The sequence below is a fragment of the Comamonas granuli NBRC 101663 genome (assembly GCF_000739995.1).
Classification (GTDB): Bacteria; Pseudomonadota; Gammaproteobacteria; order Burkholderiales; family Burkholderiaceae_C; genus Simplicispira; species Simplicispira granuli.
On record NZ_BBJX01000001.1, the window covers coordinates 268,094 to 285,535 of the forward strand.

General features: G+C 71.0%; 19 protein-coding genes. 14 read left to right on the top strand and 5 right to left on the bottom strand.

What is annotated here, in order from left to right; translation table 11 throughout:
- The first annotated feature begins 62 nt into the window (after nt 1–62).
- The 6 genes from CGR01S_RS01225 to CGR01S_RS01250 all read left to right on the top strand — a co-directional run bounded on the left by CGR01S_RS01225 (nt 63) and on the right by CGR01S_RS01250 (nt 5,887).
- Nucleotides 63–833, top strand: coding sequence for a gamma-glutamylcyclotransferase (locus CGR01S_RS01225; RefSeq protein WP_042421552.1), 771 nt, complete (start codon nt 63–65; stop codon nt 831–833).
- An 84-nt stretch (nt 834–917) separates the two neighbouring features.
- A complete protein-coding gene (gene wrbA, locus CGR01S_RS01230; RefSeq protein ID WP_042421554.1) occupies nt 918–1,520 on the top strand; it encodes an NAD(P)H:quinone oxidoreductase in 603 nt (200 codons plus the stop codon).
- Between the two features lie 198 nt (nt 1,521–1,718).
- Nucleotides 1,719–2,570 carry a PaaX family transcriptional regulator C-terminal domain-containing protein gene (locus tag CGR01S_RS01235; RefSeq protein WP_042421557.1) on the top strand — a complete coding sequence of 284 codons (852 nt, stop codon included), beginning with the start codon at nt 1,719–1,721 and terminating at the stop codon, nt 2,568–2,570.
- Nucleotides 2,571–2,596: 26 nt separating this feature from the next.
- Nucleotides 2,597–4,285, top strand: a complete 1,689-nt coding sequence (locus CGR01S_RS01240) for an isovaleryl-CoA dehydrogenase (RefSeq protein WP_042421559.1) — start codon at nt 2,597–2,599, stop codon at nt 4,283–4,285.
- Nucleotides 4,286–4,424: 139 nt separating this feature from the next.
- On the top strand, nt 4,425–5,108 hold the full coding sequence (locus tag CGR01S_RS01245) for a glutathione S-transferase family protein (protein ID WP_042421561.1): 684 nt from the start codon (nt 4,425–4,427) through the stop codon (nt 5,106–5,108).
- An 11-nt stretch (nt 5,109–5,119) separates the two neighbouring features.
- Complete coding sequence (locus CGR01S_RS01250; RefSeq protein WP_042421563.1) at nt 5,120–5,887, top strand: metallophosphoesterase; 768 nt, start codon at nt 5,120–5,122, stop codon at nt 5,885–5,887.
- A gap of 9 nt (nt 5,888–5,896) precedes the next feature.
- On the opposite strand, the gene CGR01S_RS01255 is transcribed toward CGR01S_RS01250, so the two are convergent.
- The gene (locus CGR01S_RS01255; protein WP_042421565.1) at nt 5,897–6,355 is read right to left on the bottom strand and encodes a hypothetical protein; all 459 of its coding nucleotides are present in this window, start codon (nt 6,353–6,355) and stop codon (nt 5,897–5,899) included.
- A 60-nt stretch (nt 6,356–6,415) separates the two neighbouring features.
- Here CGR01S_RS01255 and CGR01S_RS01260 point away from each other — a divergent pair, with 60 nt between their 5' ends.
- Nucleotides 6,416–7,657 carry a multifunctional CCA addition/repair protein gene (locus CGR01S_RS01260; RefSeq protein ID WP_042421567.1) on the top strand — a complete coding sequence of 414 codons (1,242 nt, stop codon included), beginning with the start codon at nt 6,416–6,418 and terminating at the stop codon, nt 7,655–7,657.
- A gap of 2 nt (nt 7,658–7,659) precedes the next feature.
- Here CGR01S_RS01260 and trxC read toward each other — a convergent pair whose 3' ends face one another.
- The 3 genes from trxC to CGR01S_RS01275 all read right to left on the bottom strand — a co-directional run bounded on the left by trxC (nt 7,660) and on the right by CGR01S_RS01275 (nt 9,479).
- A complete protein-coding gene (gene trxC / locus CGR01S_RS01265; protein WP_042421569.1) occupies nt 7,660–8,094 on the bottom strand; it encodes a thioredoxin TrxC in 435 nt (144 codons plus the stop codon).
- Between the two features lie 67 nt (nt 8,095–8,161).
- Nucleotides 8,162–8,356: a DUF2905 domain-containing protein gene (locus CGR01S_RS01270; protein WP_042421571.1), complete on the bottom strand. Its 195-nt coding sequence runs from the start codon at nt 8,354–8,356 to the stop codon at nt 8,162–8,164.
- A gap of 1 nt (nt 8,357) precedes the next feature.
- A complete protein-coding gene (locus tag CGR01S_RS01275; protein ID WP_042421574.1) occupies nt 8,358–9,479 on the bottom strand; it encodes a class I SAM-dependent methyltransferase in 1,122 nt (373 codons plus the stop codon).
- 9 nt (nt 9,480–9,488) lie between these two features.
- Here CGR01S_RS01275 and CGR01S_RS01280 point away from each other — a divergent pair, with 9 nt between their 5' ends.
- The 3 genes from CGR01S_RS01280 to CGR01S_RS01290 are packed head-to-tail and all read left to right on the top strand — an operon-like array spanning nt 9,489 to nt 11,061.
- A complete protein-coding gene (locus CGR01S_RS01280) occupies nt 9,489–10,289 on the top strand; it encodes an SDR family oxidoreductase (protein WP_042421575.1) in 801 nt (266 codons plus the stop codon).
- The gene (locus tag CGR01S_RS01285; RefSeq protein ID WP_042421577.1) at nt 10,286–10,684 is read left to right on the top strand and encodes a dihydroneopterin aldolase; all 399 of its coding nucleotides are present in this window, start codon (nt 10,286–10,288) and stop codon (nt 10,682–10,684) included. Before CGR01S_RS01280 ends, CGR01S_RS01285 begins: the two co-directional genes overlap by 4 nt.
- The gene (locus CGR01S_RS01290; RefSeq protein WP_042421578.1) at nt 10,681–11,061 is read left to right on the top strand and encodes a dihydroneopterin aldolase; all 381 of its coding nucleotides are present in this window, start codon (nt 10,681–10,683) and stop codon (nt 11,059–11,061) included. The genes CGR01S_RS01285 and CGR01S_RS01290 overlap by 4 nt, the downstream gene beginning before the upstream one ends.
- A gap of 9 nt (nt 11,062–11,070) precedes the next feature.
- Here CGR01S_RS01290 and CGR01S_RS16105 read toward each other — a convergent pair whose 3' ends face one another.
- Entirely contained in the window at nt 11,071–13,866 is a 2,796-nt protein-coding gene (locus CGR01S_RS16105) for a bifunctional diguanylate cyclase/phosphodiesterase (protein ID WP_169742442.1), read from the bottom strand.
- A gap of 148 nt (nt 13,867–14,014) precedes the next feature.
- Here CGR01S_RS16105 and ttcA point away from each other — a divergent pair, with 148 nt between their 5' ends.
- The 4 genes from ttcA to CGR01S_RS01315 are packed head-to-tail and all read left to right on the top strand — an operon-like array spanning nt 14,015 to nt 17,430.
- A complete protein-coding gene (ttcA, locus tag CGR01S_RS01300) occupies nt 14,015–14,965 on the top strand; it encodes a tRNA 2-thiocytidine(32) synthetase TtcA (RefSeq protein ID WP_042421580.1) in 951 nt (316 codons plus the stop codon).
- Between the two features lie 52 nt (nt 14,966–15,017).
- Nucleotides 15,018–15,623, top strand: a complete 606-nt coding sequence (locus CGR01S_RS01305; RefSeq protein WP_042421582.1) for a DUF4136 domain-containing protein — start codon at nt 15,018–15,020, stop codon at nt 15,621–15,623.
- Between the two features lie 9 nt (nt 15,624–15,632).
- Entirely contained in the window at nt 15,633–16,271 is a 639-nt protein-coding gene (locus CGR01S_RS01310; RefSeq protein ID WP_042421584.1) for a histidine phosphatase family protein, read from the top strand.
- The gene (locus CGR01S_RS01315) at nt 16,255–17,430 is read left to right on the top strand and encodes a DSD1 family PLP-dependent enzyme (RefSeq protein WP_042421586.1); all 1,176 of its coding nucleotides are present in this window, start codon (nt 16,255–16,257) and stop codon (nt 17,428–17,430) included. The genes CGR01S_RS01310 and CGR01S_RS01315 overlap by 17 nt, the downstream gene beginning before the upstream one ends.
- Nucleotides 17,431–17,442 lie beyond the last annotated feature (12 nt).

Genomic DNA, 17,442 nt, shown 5'->3' on the forward strand with positions numbered 1-17,442 from the left:
TTGCGGATGCGCACGCCGGGCATGCGCCCGGCGTGACCGCAGCATGCGCCCGGAGAATGCCCATGACGCCCCGTGCCTTCATCCACCTGCCCGAGCTGGCTGGCCGCTTGACGCCGGCGGATGCCTGCGGGCTGCGCCTGACCGATGAGGTGCTGGCCGCCTGGGACGCGCAAGCGCGCCAGCAAGGCCTGCCGCCCGACTGGCGGCTGAGCACGCAGGAGGTGGAGCGCTCGCGCCAGACCGTGCTGGCCGGGCAGGATGGCAAGGACCTCTGGGTGTTTGCCTATGGCTCGCTGATGTGGAACCCCGGCATGCACTTCGAAGAAGTACGCCGGGCGCAACTGGATGGATTTGTCCGCCGCTTTGCCCTGGCGACCGCCATAGGCCGCGGCACCCCCGAATGCCCGGGTCTGGTGCTGACATTGCAGCGCCAGGCCGGCACCTGCCAGGGCCTGGCGTTTCGCATCCACCGCGCACGGGTCGAGACCGAATCGCGCCTGCTGTGGCGGCGCGAAATGATCCGGGGCAGCTACTGCCCGGCCCTGCTGCCGCTGGACACCCCCCAGGGTGGCATCCAGGCGCTGGTGTTCACGGCCAATACCGCCCACCCGCAGCACCGCCAGGGTCTTTCGCTGGCCGAGACGGCCGCCACCATTGCCAGCGCCTGCGGCAGCATAGGCACCAACCGTGACTACCTCGACCAGTTGGCCGGGCAACTGGACGTGCTGGGCATCGTGGACACGCATGTGCGCACGCTCGCCGCCGCCGTGCGGCAGCAGCGCGCACCCACCCAGCACAAGACCGGCGATCGGCATACGATGGCTGGCCCCTGAACCCTGCAGATCTGCGGGCCGGCCGGAACATCCGGCCCGCAACCGCACCTGCTGCTTCGCAGGCATTCACCCCAGGAGAAATTCATGTCCAAGGTCCTTGTTCTCTATTACTCGACATATGGCCATATGGAAACCATGGCGCAGGCGGTGGCCGAAGGGGCCCGCTCCACCGGCGCCACGGTGGACGTCAAGCGCGTACCGGAGACGGTGCCCGCCGACATCGCCAAGAACGCGCATTTCAAGCTCGATCAGGCCGCCCCCGTGGCCACGGTGGCCGAGCTGGAGCACTACGACGCCATCATCGTCGGCGCCCCCACGCGCTTTGGCCGCATGCCCTCGCAGATGGCCAGCTTCCTCGACCAGGCGGGCGGCCTGTGGGCGCGCGGCGCGCTCAACGGCAAGGTGGGCGCAGCCTTCACCTCCACGGCCACCCAGCATGGCGGCCAGGAGATGACGCTGTTTTCCATCATCACCAACCTGCTGCACTTCGGCATGGTGATCGTGGGCCTGCCCTATAGCTTCCAGGGCCAGATGACGCTCGACGAAGTGGTCGGCGGCAGCCCCTACGGCGCCACCACCATCGCCGGCGGCCAGGGGCAGCGCCAGCCCAGCGCCATCGAACTGGAAGGCGCACGCTTCCAGGGCCGCCTGGTCGCGGAAACCGCGAACAAGCTGTTCGGCGCCTGAGCGCGCTGGACCGCGGGGCGGCGCACGCGCTGCCGCACCCATAGCTGCTGCCCAGGCGCGGCGGCACCCCTGCCTGCGCGGCATCCCGGTCCACGGGATGCCGCGCCCATTCCTGCCCAGGCTGCCAGCGCGCGGCCACGCGCTGTTTTATTACACATATTTGCAATATGAATTTGTTTTGTGTAATATCTCATCGCCATGCCCCACTCCCCTGCCCCGGAGCCCAAAGTCCAGCCCAAGCACCTGCTGCTGGAATTGCTGCTCGCCACGGACGAAGACTCCCTGCCCGTGAGCCACGCCGTGGCCGCAGGGGCGGTGTTTGGCCTGAGCGAAAACCATGTGCGCGTGACGCTGGCGCGGCTGGCCGCGCAGGATATGGCCCAGGCGACCGAACGCGGCGCCTGGCGCCTGGGGCCGGCGGCGCGAAGCCTGGCGCAGGACGTGGCGAACTGGCGCCGCACCACCGAGCGCCTGCGCCCCTGGAACGGGCAGTACGTGGCCGTGCACTGCGGCCACCTGGCGCGCAGCGACCGCACCAGCACCCGCCAGCGTGAGCGCGCCCTGCACCTGCTGGGTTTTGCCGAGCTGCAGCGCGACTTCTGGCTGCGGCCCGACAACATCGAGGCGGACATCGCCGCCATCCGCGCGCGCCTGCACACCCTGGGGCTGGAGCGCGGCGCCGTGGTCTGCGGCTGCACCCAGCTCGACGCCACCACCGAGGCCGCCGTGGACGCGCTGTGGGACGGCGCCGCCCTCAACCAGGGCTACCGCGCCACGCGGGAGCGCCTGCAGCGCTGGCTGGAGGGCAGCGCAGGCCTGCCCACCGCGCAGGCGGCGCGCGAATCCTTCTTCCTCGGCGGTGCGGCGATCCGCCAGCTCGTCTACGACCCGCTGCTGCCCGAGCCCATGGTGGACGGCGCGCTGCGCCAGTCCTTCATTGCCAGCGTGCTGGCCTTCGACCAGGCCGGGCGCGCCATCTGGCAGCGCTTTTACGACGCCCTGCCCAGCCCCGACACCGCCACGCGCCGCGCCCGGCTGCGCCTGGCCTGATTCCCCCTCGCGACCGGAGACCCGCCATGACCGCCCTGAATGACACCCGCGCCCTGCCCAGCCGCTACCTGGCCGAGACCCACGAGGTCGTGAACGTCTCGTGCGAGCTGGCCGACTACAACATGTACGCCCAGGACACCGCGCTGCGCGAGGCCGTGCAGCGCGAGGGCGCCGCCTGGGCCAATGCCGACCTGCAGCGCTTCGGCCAGCTCACCGGCGCGGCCGAATACCTGGAGCAGGGCGCGCTGGCGAACAAGCACCTGCCCGAGCTGGAGACGCACGACCGCTTCGGCAACCGCATCGACCTGGTGAAGTTCCACCCCGCCTACCACCGCCTGATGGACACGGCCATCACGCACGGTCTGCATTCCTCGCCGTGGACGGACCCGCGCCCCGGCGCCCATGTGGCGCGCGCCGCAGGCAACTACCTGCACACCCAGGCCGAAGCCGGGCATGGCTGCCCCATCACCATGACCTTCGCCGCCATCCCCACGCTGCGCCTGCAGCCCGATCTGGCGGCCCAATGGGCCCCCAAGATCACCGCGCGGGTCTACGACCCGCGCAACGTGCCCGTGGCGCAGAAGGTCGGCGTCACCATCGGCATGGCCATGACGGAAAAGCAGGGCGGATCGGACGTGCGCGCCAACACCACCCAGGCCTACCCCGTGGGCCAGGGCGGCCCGGGCCAGATGTACGAGCTCGTGGGCCACAAGTACTTCGTCTCGGCGCCCATGTGCGACGCCTTCCTCGTGCTGGCGCAGACGGCCAAGGGCCTGTCGTGCTTTCTGCTGCCGCGCTGGCGCCCCGACGGCAGCAAGAACCCCATGCAGGTGCTGCGCCTGAAGAAGAAAATGGGCAACGCCTCCAACGCCTCGAGCGAGACCGAGCTGCGCGGCGCACTGGCCTGGATGGTGGGCGAGGAAGGGCGCGGCGTGCGCAACATCATCGAGATGGTGGCCATGACGCGCTTCGACTGCATGGTGGGCTCCAGCGCCGGCATGCGCATGGCGCTGTCGCAGGCGCTGCACCACTGCGCGCACCGCAGCGCCTTCGGCAAGCGCCTGGTGGAGCAGCCGCTGATGCAGAACGTGCTGGCCGACCTGGCGCTCGAGAGCGAGGCCGCCATGGTGCTGTCCCTGCGCATGGCGCGCGCGCTGGACGAGCGCGCCGACAGCCGCCACGAAGACCTGCTGGTGCGCCTGATGACCGCCGTGGGCAAATACTGGATCTGCAAGCGCACGCCGCAGCACGCCTACGAGGCCATGGAGTGCATCGGCGGCAGCGGGGTGATGGAGGACAGCATGTTCCCGCGCCTGTTCCGCGAGTCGCCCGTCAATGCCATCTGGGAAGGCAGCGGCAACGTGCAGTGCCTGGACGTGCTGCGCGCCATGGCCAAGGAGCCCGAGGTGGTGCAGGCCTTCTTCGACGAGCTGCGCCCCACCCAGGGCCAGAACCCCCACCTGGATGCGCAGGTGCGCGCGCTGGCGCAGGAGATCAAGGAGCCGGCCGGCATGGAATACCGTGCGCGCCACGTGGTCGAGCGCATGGCACTGGCCATGCAGGCCTCGCTGCTGCTGCGCGTGGCCCCCGATTTCGTGGCCGACGCCTTCTGCGCCTCGCGCCTCGATGGCCAGGGGAGCTTCCACTACGGCGCACTGCCGCGCGGCGCACAGGTGCAGGCCATCATCGAGCGCGCCACGCCGCGCGTGGGCTGAAGCGCCAAGGCGCACCACCGATACCCCTGACGCCAGCGGCGCCTTGGGCGCGCGGCTGGCGCCGGCACGGGGCTTTGTCCTACCATGGGCCGCTTCGCAGCGGCCTTTTGCGCCTCTGGCCTCCGGCAAAGGAATCCCCATGCTCCAGCTCTACATCGGCAACAAGAACTACTCCTCCTGGTCCATGCGCCCCTGGGTGCTCATGCGCCAGGCGGGCATCCCCTTCACTGAAGTCATGGCGCGCTTCGACAGCTTTGCGCCCGACTCGCAGTTCAAGGCCCAGCTCGCCGGGGTCTCGCCCACGGGCAAGGTGCCAGTGCTGGTCGATGGCGCCCTGGTGGTTTGGGACACCCTGGCCATTGCCGAATACCTGGCCGAGACCCACCCCGACAAGAACCTCTGGCCCCAGGACAAGGCCGCCCGCGCCCGTGCCCGCAGCGTGGCGGCCGAGATGCACAGCGGCTTTGCCGCCCTGCGCGGCGCCTGCCCCATGAACATCGAAGCGCGGCTGCACGACACCGGCGCCCTGCTCTGGCGCGACCGCCCCGCCATGCGCGCCGACGTGCAGCGCCTCATCGACATGTGGAGCGAGCTGCTGCAGGAACACGGCGGCCCCATGCTGTTCGGCCGCTTCAGCATTGCCGACGCGTTTTACGCCCCTGTGTGCATGCGCCTGGCGACCTACGGCCTGCCCGTGCCCGCGCACATCCAGGCCTACGTGCAGCGCGTGCAGGAGTTGCCCGGCGTCAAGGCCTGGATCGACGGCGCGCTGGCCGAGAACGACTTCCGCGCGTTCGAAGAGCCCTACCGGCTGGGACGCTGAGGCATGCCGCCATGAGGCTGCACGTGCTCTCGGACCTGCACCTGGGCGTGCACGGCATGGAACACCCGCGCACCGACGCGGACGTGGTCATCCTCGCGGGCGACATCGCCCGCCCCGCCCAGGCCGTCGCCTGGGCCTGCGGCTTCGACCGCCCCGTGCTTTACGTGCCGGGCAACCACGAGTTCTACGGCTCCAGCCTGGACGAGACCGCCGAGGCGCTGCAGCGGCTGTGCGCGGGCACCCCCGTGCAGGTGCTCGACAACCGCGCCCTGGAGTGGCAGGGCGTGCGCTTTCTCGGCAGCACGCTGTGGAGCGATTTCCGCATCCTGGGCGAAGGCGCGGCACGCGCGCAGGCCATGGCCGAGGCGCAGCACTTCATGCGCGACTTCTCCCGCATCCGCAGCGGCCGGGCGCCCGGGGACGCGCTGTTCACCCCGCAAGATGCCGCCGACCTGTTCGACGCCAACACGCGCTGGCTGCAGACCCAGCTCGCCCAGCCCTTTGCCGGCCCCACCGTGGTCATCACGCACCACGCGCCCTCGCCGCGCAGCATCCATCCGCGCTTTGCGGGCTCGCCGCTCAACGGCATATTCGTGTCCGATGCCGAGCACCTGCTCGCCCAGGGCGCAGCACGCCTGTGGATCCACGGCCACACGCACGACAGTTTTGACTACCGGCTGCACGGCACGCGCGTACTGTGCAACCCGCGCGGCTACGGCAAGGAGGGCATGAACGAAAACGCTCAGTTCGATCCGCACCTGGTGGTCGAAGTCGCGTAGCGCCGGCCCTCACCCCTGCCGGAACTGCTTGCGCAGGAACGGCTTGTGGCGCGCGATGTGCGCCAACTGCGCCGGGGCGATGGCGCCGCCCAGGGTCTCGTCCTCGGTGTTGAGCACGGCGTTGGCGTAGCGCATGGCGCGCGCCACCACCTCAGCCTCGCTCACGCCCTGCTGCGCAGCCAGGTCCATGGCCACGCGGCGCATGGCGCGCTGCGACAGCACCCACATGGCGCCGAAGGCGTCCCACGCTTGGGCAGCCTCCAGCGCCTTGTCGCGCTCGGCCAGAATCTCGTTCAGGGGCTTGGCCAGCACCTCCTGCAAGGCGTCGAGCTGCTCCTGCAGCGCCTCGGCGTGCTCCTGCAGTTGCGCCGCCGCGGCCTCGGCGGCGCTGGGCGCGGCAGGCGCGGGAAGGGGCAGGCTGCCATCGGGGTTGGGCTGGACGATGGTGATGGCGGAGGAAGTGGACATGGGAGACATGGGCAAACTCCTGGCGCGGGCAGGGGCGTGAATAGTAACTACACTGCCCGCATGCAGATCTACATGGTGGGGGGCGCCGTGCGCGACCGGCTGCTGGGCCGCCCCGTGAACGACCACGACTGGGTGGTCGTGGGCGCCACGCCCGAGCAGATGGTGGCCCAGGGCTACCTGCCCGTGGGGCGCGACTTTCCGGTCTTTTTGCACCCGCAGACGCGCGAGGAATACGCGCTGGCGCGCACCGAGCGCAAGAGCGGGCGCGGTTACCGCGGCTTCGTGGTGCAGACCTCGCCCGACGTGACGCTCGAAGAGGACCTTTCGCGGCGCGATCTCACTATCAATGCGATAGCTATTGGCGCAGACTCCACGGGCGCTGAGGCCATTTTTGACCCCCATGGCGGCGTGCGCGACCTGCGTGACAAGCTGCTGCGCCACGTGACCCACGCCTTCCACGACGACCCGGTGCGCATCCTGCGCGTGGCGCGCTTCGCGGCGCGCTTCACCGACTTTTCCGTAGCCCCCGAGACGATGGCGTTGATGCGCTCCATGGTGGCGCACGGCGAGGCCGACCACCTGGTGGCCGAGCGCGTGTGGCAGGAGCTGGCGCGCGGCCTCATGGAGGAAAAACCCTCGCGCATGTTCGAGGTGCTGCGCCAGTGCGGCGCGCTCCAGGTGGTGCTGCCCGAGGTGGACCGCCTGTGGGGCGTGCCCCAGCGCCCCGACTACCACCCCGAAATCGACACCGGCGTGCACCTGATGATGGTGCTGGACATGGCCGCGCGCCTGCAGGCCCCGCTGGCCGTGCGCTTTGCCTGCCTCACGCACGACCTGGGCAAGGGCACCACGCCCCAGGATGTGCTGCCGCGCCACATCGGCCATGAGCAGCGCAGCGCCCAACTGCTCAAGGGCCTCAGCGAGCGCCTGCGCGTGCCCACCGACTGCCGCGAGCTGGCCGACGTGGTGGCGCGCGAGCACGGCAACATCCACAGGAGCGGCGAGCTGGGCGCAGCCGCCCTGGTGCGGCTGCTCGAGCGCTGTGACGCCATCCGCAAGCCGGCGCGGCTGGACGAGATCCTGCTGGCCTGCGAGTGCGACGCGCGCGGGCGCCTGCACTTCGAGGCATCGCCCTATCCGCAGCGCGCACGCATCAACGGCGCGCTCGCTGCCGTACAAACGGTTGCTACCAGTGTGATAGCTGCTCACGCAGCATCCAAGGGCGTTACAGGCCAAAAAGTGGGTGAACTGATCCACGCGGCACGCGTGGAGGCCGTGGCGCGCTGGCTGGGCCAGGGCTGAGTTCAGACCACCGAGCGCACCCAGCGCTCGATGTCCGCCGCCCCCAGGGCGCCCGAAATGCGCGCGCGCTCGCGCCCGCCCTGGAACAGCACCATGGTGGGAATGCTGCGGATGGCGTAGCGCGCGGCCAGGGCCTGGTGCTCTTCGGTGTTGAGTTTGGCCAGGCGCACCTGCGGCTCGAGTGCGCGTGCGGCCTGGGCGAAGGCGGGCGCCATCTGGCGGCAGGGCCCGCACCAGGGCGCCCAGAAGTCCACCAGCACGGGAATGTGGCTGCGCCCCACATGGCGCTCGAAGCTGGCGGCATCGAGCTCCAGCGGCGCGCCGGCAAACAGCGGGCGGTGGCAACTGCCGCAGTCGGGTTGGCTGCCGAGCTGCGCCGCCTGGACGCGGTTGGTGGTGTGGCAGTGGGGACAGACGATGTGCAGGGCTTCGGTCATGGCAACTCCTTGACGTGCACATCGGGCCGCGCCGCGCCGAATTCAAGAGCGCCCGCGCGGCGCGCCGTCACAGCCACTTGGCGAGCAGGCTCAGCAGCAGACTCAGCACCACGGTGCTGGCGAGCGGAACGTCCCACTCGCGTCCGAACAGCCGGAACCGGAAATCCCCCGGCAGCTTGCCCAACCCCAGCCGCTGCAGCCAGGGCGTGAGCCCGTTGATGAGCACCAGCGCCAGGAAGACGACGATGAGCCAGCGCAGCATGTCAAAGCCGGTGGCTGCGGTCGCCCTGGGCGAAGCCGACCGCATCCCAGGGCTGGCCCTTGCCCAGCAGCAGCACCTGGAACAGCTCGCCCATCTCGTGCTCCATGAGCAGCTTGGCGGCCATGGCGCGCTCGGCCAGGGGCGCCCGCTCCATGGCCTGCGGCAGGCCGCAGTTGATGAGGAAATGCGCCTGCGTGGTGTAGCCCAGCAACTGCCATTCCTGCCCCGCCGGCAGCGCCTGCTCCTGTGCGGCCAGCACGATGCCGGTGAAGTTCACGTGGGCGGTGATGTCCTTCAAGCCCACGTCCGCGAGCGGGTTGGCGTCGGCCTGGTGCGCGCGGTGGCACATGAGCGTGCCCATGTGGCGCTGCGGGTGGTAGTACTCGCGCTCGCCAAAGCCGTAGTCGATGAGCAAGAGCGCGCCGCGCCGCAGCTTCTCGCCCAGGGTGCGCACAAAGGCCTCGGCCTGGAGATGGATTTCGGTCAGGTAGTCGTGCTCTCCCGCCACGGGAATGGGCGGCTGCAGCGGGCTCGGCCGGTCCTCCCAGACGAAGGCGCCCTGCGCCAGCGCCACGCCGCGCTCGTGCCACACACCGCCGGTGCGCACCAGCAACTGCACGGGCATGGCGTCGAGCAGCTCGTTGCCCACGACCACGCCCTCCATGGCCTCGGGCAGCGCGTCCAGCCAGCGCAGCTTGTGCGCATGCGCGGCCAGGCGCTCCTGCTGGCGCGCACGCAGGCTGCCGGACAGGTCCACGATGGTGTAGCGCTGCACCGCGTCGCCCAGCGCGTCGAGCAACTGCTGCGCCAGCGCCCCCGAGCCCGCGCCGAACTCCCAGACCTCGCGGGTGCCCGTCTGCTGCAGCGCCTGGCGCACCTGCACGGCCAGCGCCTGGCCGAACAGGGGGGTCAATTCGGGCGCGGTGACGAAGTCGCTGCCCGAACCGGGCAGCATGCCGAACTTGGGCAGGTCGCCCGCGTAGTAGCCCAGGCCGGGGGTGTAGAGCGCCAGCTCCATGAAGCGGTCAAAGCCGATCCAGCCGCCGGCGGCGCCAATGGCCTGCGCGATGCGCGCCTGCAGGGCGGTCGTTAAACTTGTGGGTTCTGTCGTCACGGCCCGCATTGTCCCCGAATGTCCACCGTTCCCCGCCCGCGCACCGTCCTGGTCACCGGCGCTGCCAAGCGCCTGGGCCGCGCCATCGCCCTGGCCTTCGCCCGCGCGGGCTGGGACGTGGCCTGCCACTACCAGCACTCGCGCGACGAGGCCCTGGGCACCTGTGCCGAGGTGCAGGCGCTGGGCCGGCGCGCCTGGGCCCTCGCGGCCGACCTGGCCGACCCGGCGGCGCTCGAGCGCCTGTTTGCCGACACCGTGCAGGCCCTGGGCCAGGCGCCGGACGCCATCGTCAACAACGCCTCGCTGTTCGAGCCCGACACCGGCCTGGATTTCTCGCCCGAGCTGCTGCAGCACCAGATGCAGGTGAACCTGGTGGCGCCGCTGCAACTGGGCACGCTGCTGGCGCGCGCCGCGCCGCCCCCAGGCCAGGGCGTGCCGTCCGTGGTCCATGTGCTGGACCAGAAGGTGTTCAACCTGAACCCCGACTACTTTTCCTACACGCTGAGCAAGCTCGCGCTGGAGCGCGCCGTCGCCCTGCAGGCGCAGGCGCTGGCGCCGCGCGTGCGCGTGAACGCCGTCGCCCCGGGCCTGATCTATGTGAGCGGCCCGCAGACGGGCGAGAACTTCCAGCGCGCACGCAGCGTGAACCTGCTGCGCAGCCCCACCGACCCCGACGACGTGGCGCGCGCGGCCGTGTTCCTGGCCGAGAACGGGTCGATCACCGGCATCACCATCGCCGTGGACAAGGGCCAGCACCTGGTGCCGCTGGAGCGCGACATCATGTTCGTGGCCGAACAACTGGCGCCCCCGCAACCATGACCGCCACCATCGACCCCTGGCTGGCCGACTGCCGCCGCATCTTCCTGCGCGGGCTCACGCGCCATGTGCGCATCGGCGTGCACGATTTCGAGCGCGCGGCCGCCCAGCGCATCATCTTCGACATCGACCTCTACGTGCCGCTGGCCCAGGCCACGCCGCGCAAGGACCACATCGACGAGGTCGTGGACTACGACTTCGTGCGCGACGCCATCACGCGCATCGTCACGCAGGGCCACATCGACCTGCAGGAAACGCTGGGCGACGCCGTGCTCGACGCGCTGCTGGCGCACCCGCAGGTGGTGGCCGCACGCGTGTCCACGCGCAAGCCCGACGTGTACGACGACTGCGACGCCGTGGGCGTCGAAACCTTCCGGCACAAGCCCCTGCCCGCATGAACCCGACCGCGCCGGCCACAGGCCTGCAGACCCTCACCCTCACCGGCCTGCGCTTCGATGCCAACCTGGGCATCCTCGCGCACGAGAAGAACGCGCCCCAGCCCATCCAGGTGGACGCCGAACTGAGCCTGGGCGCCCAGCCCCTGGCGCCGCACAACGACGACATCGCCCATGTGCTGGACTACCGCAAGGTGCGCCAGATCATCATCGACGAGTGCACTGCCGAGCACGTGAACCTGCTGGAGACGCTGATCGGCAAGCTCGCGCACCGGCTGCTGCAACTGCCCGGCGTGCAGGGCGTGCGCGTGAAGATCGCCAAGCTCGAAATCTTCGACGACTGCGAGGTCGCCATCCGCATGGAAGCCGGGCAGTGGTGAGGGCGCAGCTCACCCGGCCGCCGCCGGGTGCTGCGCCAGAAAGGCCTCCAGCGCCGCGCCGGGCAGGGGCTTGCTGAACAGGTAGCCCTGGTACAGGTGGCAGCCCCAGGCGGCCAGCGCATCGCGCTGCGCGGCGGTCTCCACGCCCTCGGCAATCACCTCCAGGCCCAGGCTGTGGCCCAGGGCGATCACGGTCTGCGCAATGGCCGCGTCGTTCGGGTCCTGCAGGATGTCGCGCACAAAGCTCTGGTCGATCTTGAGCTGCTGCAGCGGCAGGCGCTTCAAGTAGGCCAGGGAGGAAAACCCCGTGCCGAAGTCGTCCAGCGAGAAGCGCACGCCCACCGCGCGCAGCGCCTTCATGCGCGCGATGACGTCCTCGATCTGGTGCAGCATGAGGCTCTCGGTGAGCTCGATCTTGAGCTGCCCGGCCGGCGCGCCGGTCTCCGCCAGCACCTCGCGCACCTGCTGCACGAAGTCGTCCTGCTGGAACTGGCCGGCGCTCACGTTCACGGCCATGGTGAGGTGGCGGCGTGCCGGCTCGCGCGCCCAGGCCGCCAGTTGCATGCAGGCGGTGCGCAGGATCCAGCGCCCCAGCGGCAGGATCAGGCCGGTCTTCTCCGCCAGCGGGATGAACTCGGCCGGCGGGACCATGCCATGGCCCTGCAGGTGCCAGCGCACCAGCGCCTCCACCCCCACCACGGCGCCGTCCTCGGCCAGTTGCGGCTGGTAGTGCAGCGCAAAGCTTTCTTTGTGCAAGGCCTCGCGCAGGCTGCGCTGCAGGCGCGCGCGGCTGCTGACCTGGTCGAGCATCTGCGGCTCGAAAAACAGAATGCTGCCCGGCCCCGCCGCCTTGGCCTGGTTGAGCGTGAGGTCGGCCTTGCGCAGCAGCTCCAGGGGGTCTTCGCGCGCCTCGCCAAACACCAGGATGCCGATGCTCACGCTGCAATGCTGCTCCTGCCCGCCGAGGTCGAAGGGCCGGCCCAGCGCCGCGAGCAGGCGCTGGCCGGTCTGCACCGCCTCGCTGGCCGCATCGCCCAGCACGGGCGGCAGGCCCTCGCACAGCACCGTGAATTCGTCGCCGCCCAGGCGCGCGGCCATGTCCTGCGCGCCCAGCACGCCGCGGATGCGCCCGGCCACGGTGTGCAGCAGGGTGTCGCCCTGGCCATGGCCCAGGGCGTCGTTGATGGTGCGGAAGTCGTCCAGGTCGAGGTAGAGCAGCGCACCCAGGCGACGCTCGGCCAGGCAGCGCGCCTGCGCCTGTTCCAGCCGCTCCATGAACTGGCTGCGGTTGGGCAGCCCGGTGAGCTGGTCGGTGAAGGTCAGGCGCTCGATCTGTTCGCGCGCCTGGCGGTGCGCGGTGATGTCGTGCGTGACCCACAGCATGCAGGGCTCGCCCTCGAAATCGAACAGGCTGGCCGACATCAGCACCGTGAGCCGGCGGCCGTCGCGGTGGTAGAGCTGCTGCTCCTGGCTGCGGCACACCCCGTGGGCCAGGAGCTGCGCGAGCATCTGGTCGCGCGCGGCCTTGTCGCGCCAGATGCCCAGCTCCAGCCCCGACTTGCCCACCACCTCCTCGCGCGACCAGCCGAACATCTGCACGAAGCCATCGTTGACCTCCAGGTGCTGGTTGTCCGAGACACGCGTGATGTCCACGGCATCCGGGCTGGTGAGGAAAGCCGCGCGGTAGCGCTTTTCGCTCTCGCGCAGGCCCTGCTGGCGCCGGTCCAACTGGACGAGCAGGTGGTTGAAGCCCTGCACCAGTTGCCGCACTTCGTGCCCCCCGCGCTCGGGCAGGGCCTGCAGGGGCGCCTCGTGCCGGGCCATGGCCGCCATCTGCGCCGCCATGCCTTCGAGCGGCCGCAGCGCACGCCGCAGCAGGCACCACACGCCGGCGGTCACGAGCACGGTGAGCACCAGCGCGGCCAGGACGATGCGCTGGCGCAGCGCATCGAGCGGCGCCAGGGCCTGGGCCAGCGGCTGCTCGACGGCCACCATCCAGCCGAACGAGGGCACCTGCCGCACGGCCGTGAGCATCTGCACGCCCTGGCGCTGCAGGCGCACGGCCCCCTGCGCGCCGCCCCAGTAGGGTTCGAACGCGGCCGCATCGCCGCCCGGTGCGGCCAATGTGGTCATGAGGCGGCTGCGGTCGCTGGCCGCGACGATGGTGCGGCTTGCGCGCTCGGCCACATACCAGCGCATGTGCCCGCCCAGGCTGCCGCCGGGGAGGGCTTCGAGAAAGCCCGGGCTGGCCAGATCGACCACGGCGGCCAGCACACCCACGGCGCGCCCGTCCGCAGCGGGCAGGGGCGCGGCCATCACGACCACAGGCACCTTGGCGGTGCGCCCCACCAGGGGCGGGCTCAGGGACGTGCCGCCCGCCAGGGCGGCCTGCACATAGGCGCGATCCGCATAGTCGCGGCCCACGCGCTCGGACTGCATGGGGTGGGCAGCCACCGCCACGCCCTGGGCATCCGTGGCGAAGACGCCGCCATTGAAGAGCTGCTGCAGCACCGTCAGCGCCATGAGCCGCTGCTGCAGCACCTGCGGCTCGCCCTGGGCCGTGGCGCCCAGCTCCCTGGCCACATGCTGCAGGGCCGCGGCGCGCACCTGCAGCGCCTGCTCCAGCCCCTGCGCGAGCAGCGCGGCCTGGGCCATTTGCTGCGCCTCCAGTTGCCGACCCATGTCCTGGCGCAGCGAACGGTCGGCGTACAGGGCCAGCGCCCACAGCCCGGCGAGCAGGCCCAGGACCACGCACAAGGCCATGCGGGCCTGGAGCGTGGTGGGAAGAAGGCGATGCAAGACCATGGTGGTGGGGCGGCGGGCGCAGGGGGCGGACAGGCCGTCCGGGGCACGCGCAGCACCATGATTGCGCCTGCGGACGCGCGCGGCAACCGGATTGCCCCCGATTGCAGGGAAAATCCGGGTTTTTGACGGCCCCGCGACGGACTGCCCCATGACTGCTGCACTCGACACCCCCTGGACCCAGGACACCGACCCCGCCACCGATGCCCCGCAGGGCCGCGCGGGCTTCAAGATCGAGCGCGAGGCGCACAAGCTCGAGAAACGCCTGTGCCGCGAGGTCGGCAAGGCCATCGTGCAGTACAACATGATCGAGGAAGGCGACAAGGTCATGGTCTGCATGTCGGGCGGCAAGGACAGCTACGCCCTGCTCGACATCCTGCTCAAGCTGCAAAAGCGCGCGCCCATCCATTTCGACCTGGTGGCCGTCAACCTCGACCAGAAGCAGCCAGGCTTTCCCGAGCATGTGCTGCCCGACTACCTGCGCGCGCAGGGCATCCCGTTCCACATCGAGAACGAGGACACCTACAGCATCGTCAAGCGCCTCATCCCCGAGGGCAAAACCACCTGCAGCCTGTGCTCGCGCCTGCGCCGCGGCATCCTCTACCGCGTGGCCGACGAGCTGGGCGCCACCAAGATCGCCCTGGGCCACCACCGCGACGACATCCTGCAGACGCTGCTGCTCAACATGTTCTTCGGCGGCAAGTTGAAGAGCATGCCCCCGAAGCTGGTGAGCGACGACGGCCGCCACGTGGTCATCCGCCCGCTGGCCTTCGTGCCCGAGAAGGACACGGCACGCTGGGCGCAGCACCGCCAGTTCCCCATCATCCCGTGCAACCTCTGCGGCAGCCAGGAGAATCTGCAGCGCAAGCAGGTGGGCGAGATGCTGCGCGAGTGGGAGAAAAAATACCCCGGCCGCGTGGAAAACATGTTCAATGCCCTGCAAAACGTGGTGCCCAGCCACCTGCTCGACGGCAAGATGTACGATTTCGTGCACGCACACGCCACCGGCGTCGCCAGCGAGGACGGGGACAAGGCCTTTGACGAGGAAGAATTCCCCGCCGCCCCCACGCTGCCCGGCCTGCAGGTGGTGCGCGTCGGCTGAACCGCCGGGAGCGCACTGCCGGCGCCCCGCCCCACATTCCGAGGAGGACACCATGCTTTCCCGCCGGTTGATCACCCTGGCCCTGTGCCTGGGCGCCGCCCTCGCCGCAGGCTGCTCCTCGGTGCGCGTGGTCGACAGCCAGGTGCAGAGCTGGTCCACGCTCACGGCCCTGCCCGCTGCGCCCACCTACCGGATCGAGCGCCTGCCTTCGCAGCAATCGCCTGGCCAGGCCTTTGCCCCCATCGAGGCCCTGGCCCATGCAGCGCTGGCGCGCGCAGGCCTGCAGCGCGACGACGCCCACGCCCGCCTGCTGGTGCAGGTGGGCGTGCACTCCAGCCAGGCCCTGCCCGACTGGCCGTACTACCCACCCCTGGGGGGCTGGGCCGGCGGCTGGGGCTGGCGCCCGGGCCTGCGCGCCGGCGTGCTGCTGCGCGACATGCCGCCCATGCTGCAGCGGCGCGAAGCCAGCCTGGTGCTGCGCGACGCCCCGACGCAGCAGGTGGTGTACGAGACCAGCGCGGTGTTCGAGGACGTCTGGTCCGACGATCCGGCCATCTTCGGCGCGCTGTTCGACGCCGCGCTCAGCGGCTTCCCCCAACCGCCCCCGGGGCCGCGCCAGGTGCGCACCCCCCTCGCGCCCGCGGGCGCCGCACGCTGAAAGCCCGCCATGGAGGCCACCCGCATCATTGCCGTGCGCCATGGCGAGACCGCCTGGAACGTGGACACGCGCATCCAGGGTCACCTGGACATCGCCCTCAACGACACCGGGCGCTGGCAGGCGGCCCAGGTGGCGCGCGCGCTGGCCCAGGAGCCGCTGGCCGCCGTCTACACCAGCGACCTGCAGCGCGCCCACGCCACGGCCCAGGCCATCGCCCAGGCCAGCGGCGCGCCGCTGGTGTCCGAGCCCGGCCTGCGCGAGCGCTGCTTCGGCCAGCTGGAGGGCCGCACCTTCGTCGAGATCGAGACCGAACTGCCCGAGCAGGCGCGGCGCTGGCGCCAGCGCGACCCGCACTTCGCGCCCGAGGGCGGCGAGACGCTGCTGCAACTGCAAAGCCGCATCGCCGCCACCACGCAGCGCCTGGCGGCGCAGCACCTGGACCAGCTCATCGTGCTCGTGGCGCACGGCGGCGTGCTCGACATGCTGTACCGCCTGGCCACGGGCCTGGACCTGCAGGCGCCGCGCACCTGGCAGGTGACGAACGCCTCCATCAACCGCCTGCTCTGGACGCCCCAGGGGCTGACCCTGGTGGGCTGGGCCGACACGCAGCACCTGGAACCGGGCTCCCGCGATGAAACCACCACCTGACCCCGCCACCACGCCCGTGCCCGCCGGCCTGCGCGTGGACCAGATCGACAGCCCGGCGCTGGTCATCGACCTGGACGCCATGGAGCGCAACATCACGCGCATGGCCGAGTTCGCGCGCAAGCACCAGGTGCAATGGCGCCCACACGCCAACGCGCACCGCTGCAGCGAGCTCGCCCTGCAGATGCAGCGCGCGGGTGCCGCGGGCGCCTGCGTGCACAAGATTGCGGTGGCCGAGGCGCTGGCCGCGGGCGGCGTGCGCGACATCACCCTCACCAACCAGGTCATCGCCTACCCCAAGCTGCTGCGCGTGGCGCGCCTGGCCGCACGCCTGCAGGCCCAGGGCGGGCGCCTGGCGCTGGCGGTGGACAGCACCGAGGGCATCACCCGCCTGGCCGAGGCCATGGCCCAGGCCGCGCCGCAGACGCGCATCGACGTGTTCGTGGAGATCGACGTGGGCCACTGGCGCTGCGGCGTGGCGCCCGGCGAGCCGGCCCTGGCACTCGCCCAGGCCGTGGCGCGGCTCACCCAGTTGCGTTTTGCCGGGCTGCAGGCCTTCCAGGGGCGGGCGCAGCACATGCGCAGCGCGGCCCAGCGCCGCGCCGTGGCCACGGCCGCCGTGCAGGCCGTGCAGACCACGCGCGCGTGCATCCAGGCCGCCGGGCTGGCCGTGCCGCTGGTCACGGGCGGCGGCACGGGCACGCTGGTGCACGAGGCCGCCAGCGGCGTGTACGGCGAGCTGCAGGCGGGCTCCTTCCTGTTCATGGACGCGGACTACGCACGCAACGAGCGCGAACCCGCGCAACCCGCCTTCGAGCACGCGCTGTACGTCAAGACGCAGGTGATCGCACGCCAGGGCGAGCGCGCCGTGTGCGACGCCGGGCACGCCAGCCACGCCGTCGATGCAGGCCTGCCCTGGGTGGCGGGCCTGCCCGAGGACCAGGGCCTGGCCTACCACAGCGCAGGCGACGAGCACGGCCTGCTGACCGCCGAGACCGACGCCACCCCGCTGCCCGCCATCGGCAGCATGCTGTGGCTCGTGCCCGGCCACTGCGACCCGACCGTGAACCTGCACGACACGCTCATCGGCGTGCGCGGCGGCCTGACGCGCGGCGTGGTCGAGCGCGTGCTGCGCGTGGACGCGCGCGGCGCCCTGGCCTGATGCCGCCGCGCG

Coding starts and splice junctions, on each gene's coding strand:
- CGR01S_RS01305 (WP_042421582.1), top strand. CDS start 15,018: ATGCTTTCCCGCCGGTTGATCACCCTGGCCCTGTGCCTGGGCGCCGCC.
- CGR01S_RS01275 (WP_042421574.1), bottom strand. CDS start 9,479: ATGCGGGCCGTGACGACAGAACCCACAAGTTTAACGACCGCCCTGCAG.
- CGR01S_RS01260 (WP_042421567.1), top strand. CDS start 6,416: ATGCAGATCTACATGGTGGGGGGCGCCGTGCGCGACCGGCTGCTGGGC.
- trxC (WP_042421569.1), bottom strand. CDS start 8,094: ATGACCGAAGCCCTGCACATCGTCTGTCCCCACTGCCACACCACCAAC.
- CGR01S_RS16105 (WP_169742442.1), bottom strand. CDS start 13,866: ATGGTCTTGCATCGCCTTCTTCCCACCACGCTCCAGGCCCGCATGGCC.
- CGR01S_RS01240 (WP_042421559.1), top strand. CDS start 2,597: ATGACCGCCCTGAATGACACCCGCGCCCTGCCCAGCCGCTACCTGGCC.
- wrbA (WP_042421554.1), top strand. CDS start 918: ATGTCCAAGGTCCTTGTTCTCTATTACTCGACATATGGCCATATGGAA.
- CGR01S_RS01285 (WP_042421577.1), top strand. CDS start 10,286: ATGACCGCCACCATCGACCCCTGGCTGGCCGACTGCCGCCGCATCTTC.
- CGR01S_RS01280 (WP_042421575.1), top strand. CDS start 9,489: ATGTCCACCGTTCCCCGCCCGCGCACCGTCCTGGTCACCGGCGCTGCC.
- ttcA (WP_042421580.1), top strand. CDS start 14,015: ATGACTGCTGCACTCGACACCCCCTGGACCCAGGACACCGACCCCGCC.
- CGR01S_RS01290 (WP_042421578.1), top strand. CDS start 10,681: ATGAACCCGACCGCGCCGGCCACAGGCCTGCAGACCCTCACCCTCACC.
- CGR01S_RS01245 (WP_042421561.1), top strand. CDS start 4,425: ATGCTCCAGCTCTACATCGGCAACAAGAACTACTCCTCCTGGTCCATG.
- CGR01S_RS01315 (WP_042421586.1), top strand. CDS start 16,255: ATGAAACCACCACCTGACCCCGCCACCACGCCCGTGCCCGCCGGCCTG.
- CGR01S_RS01255 (WP_042421565.1), bottom strand. CDS start 6,355: ATGTCCACTTCCTCCGCCATCACCATCGTCCAGCCCAACCCCGATGGC.
- CGR01S_RS01250 (WP_042421563.1), top strand. CDS start 5,120: ATGAGGCTGCACGTGCTCTCGGACCTGCACCTGGGCGTGCACGGCATG.
- CGR01S_RS01310 (WP_042421584.1), top strand. CDS start 15,633: ATGGAGGCCACCCGCATCATTGCCGTGCGCCATGGCGAGACCGCCTGG.
- CGR01S_RS01225 (WP_042421552.1), top strand. CDS start 63: ATGACGCCCCGTGCCTTCATCCACCTGCCCGAGCTGGCTGGCCGCTTG.
- CGR01S_RS01270 (WP_042421571.1), bottom strand. CDS start 8,356: ATGCTGCGCTGGCTCATCGTCGTCTTCCTGGCGCTGGTGCTCATCAAC.
- CGR01S_RS01235 (WP_042421557.1), top strand. CDS start 1,719: ATGCCCCACTCCCCTGCCCCGGAGCCCAAAGTCCAGCCCAAGCACCTG.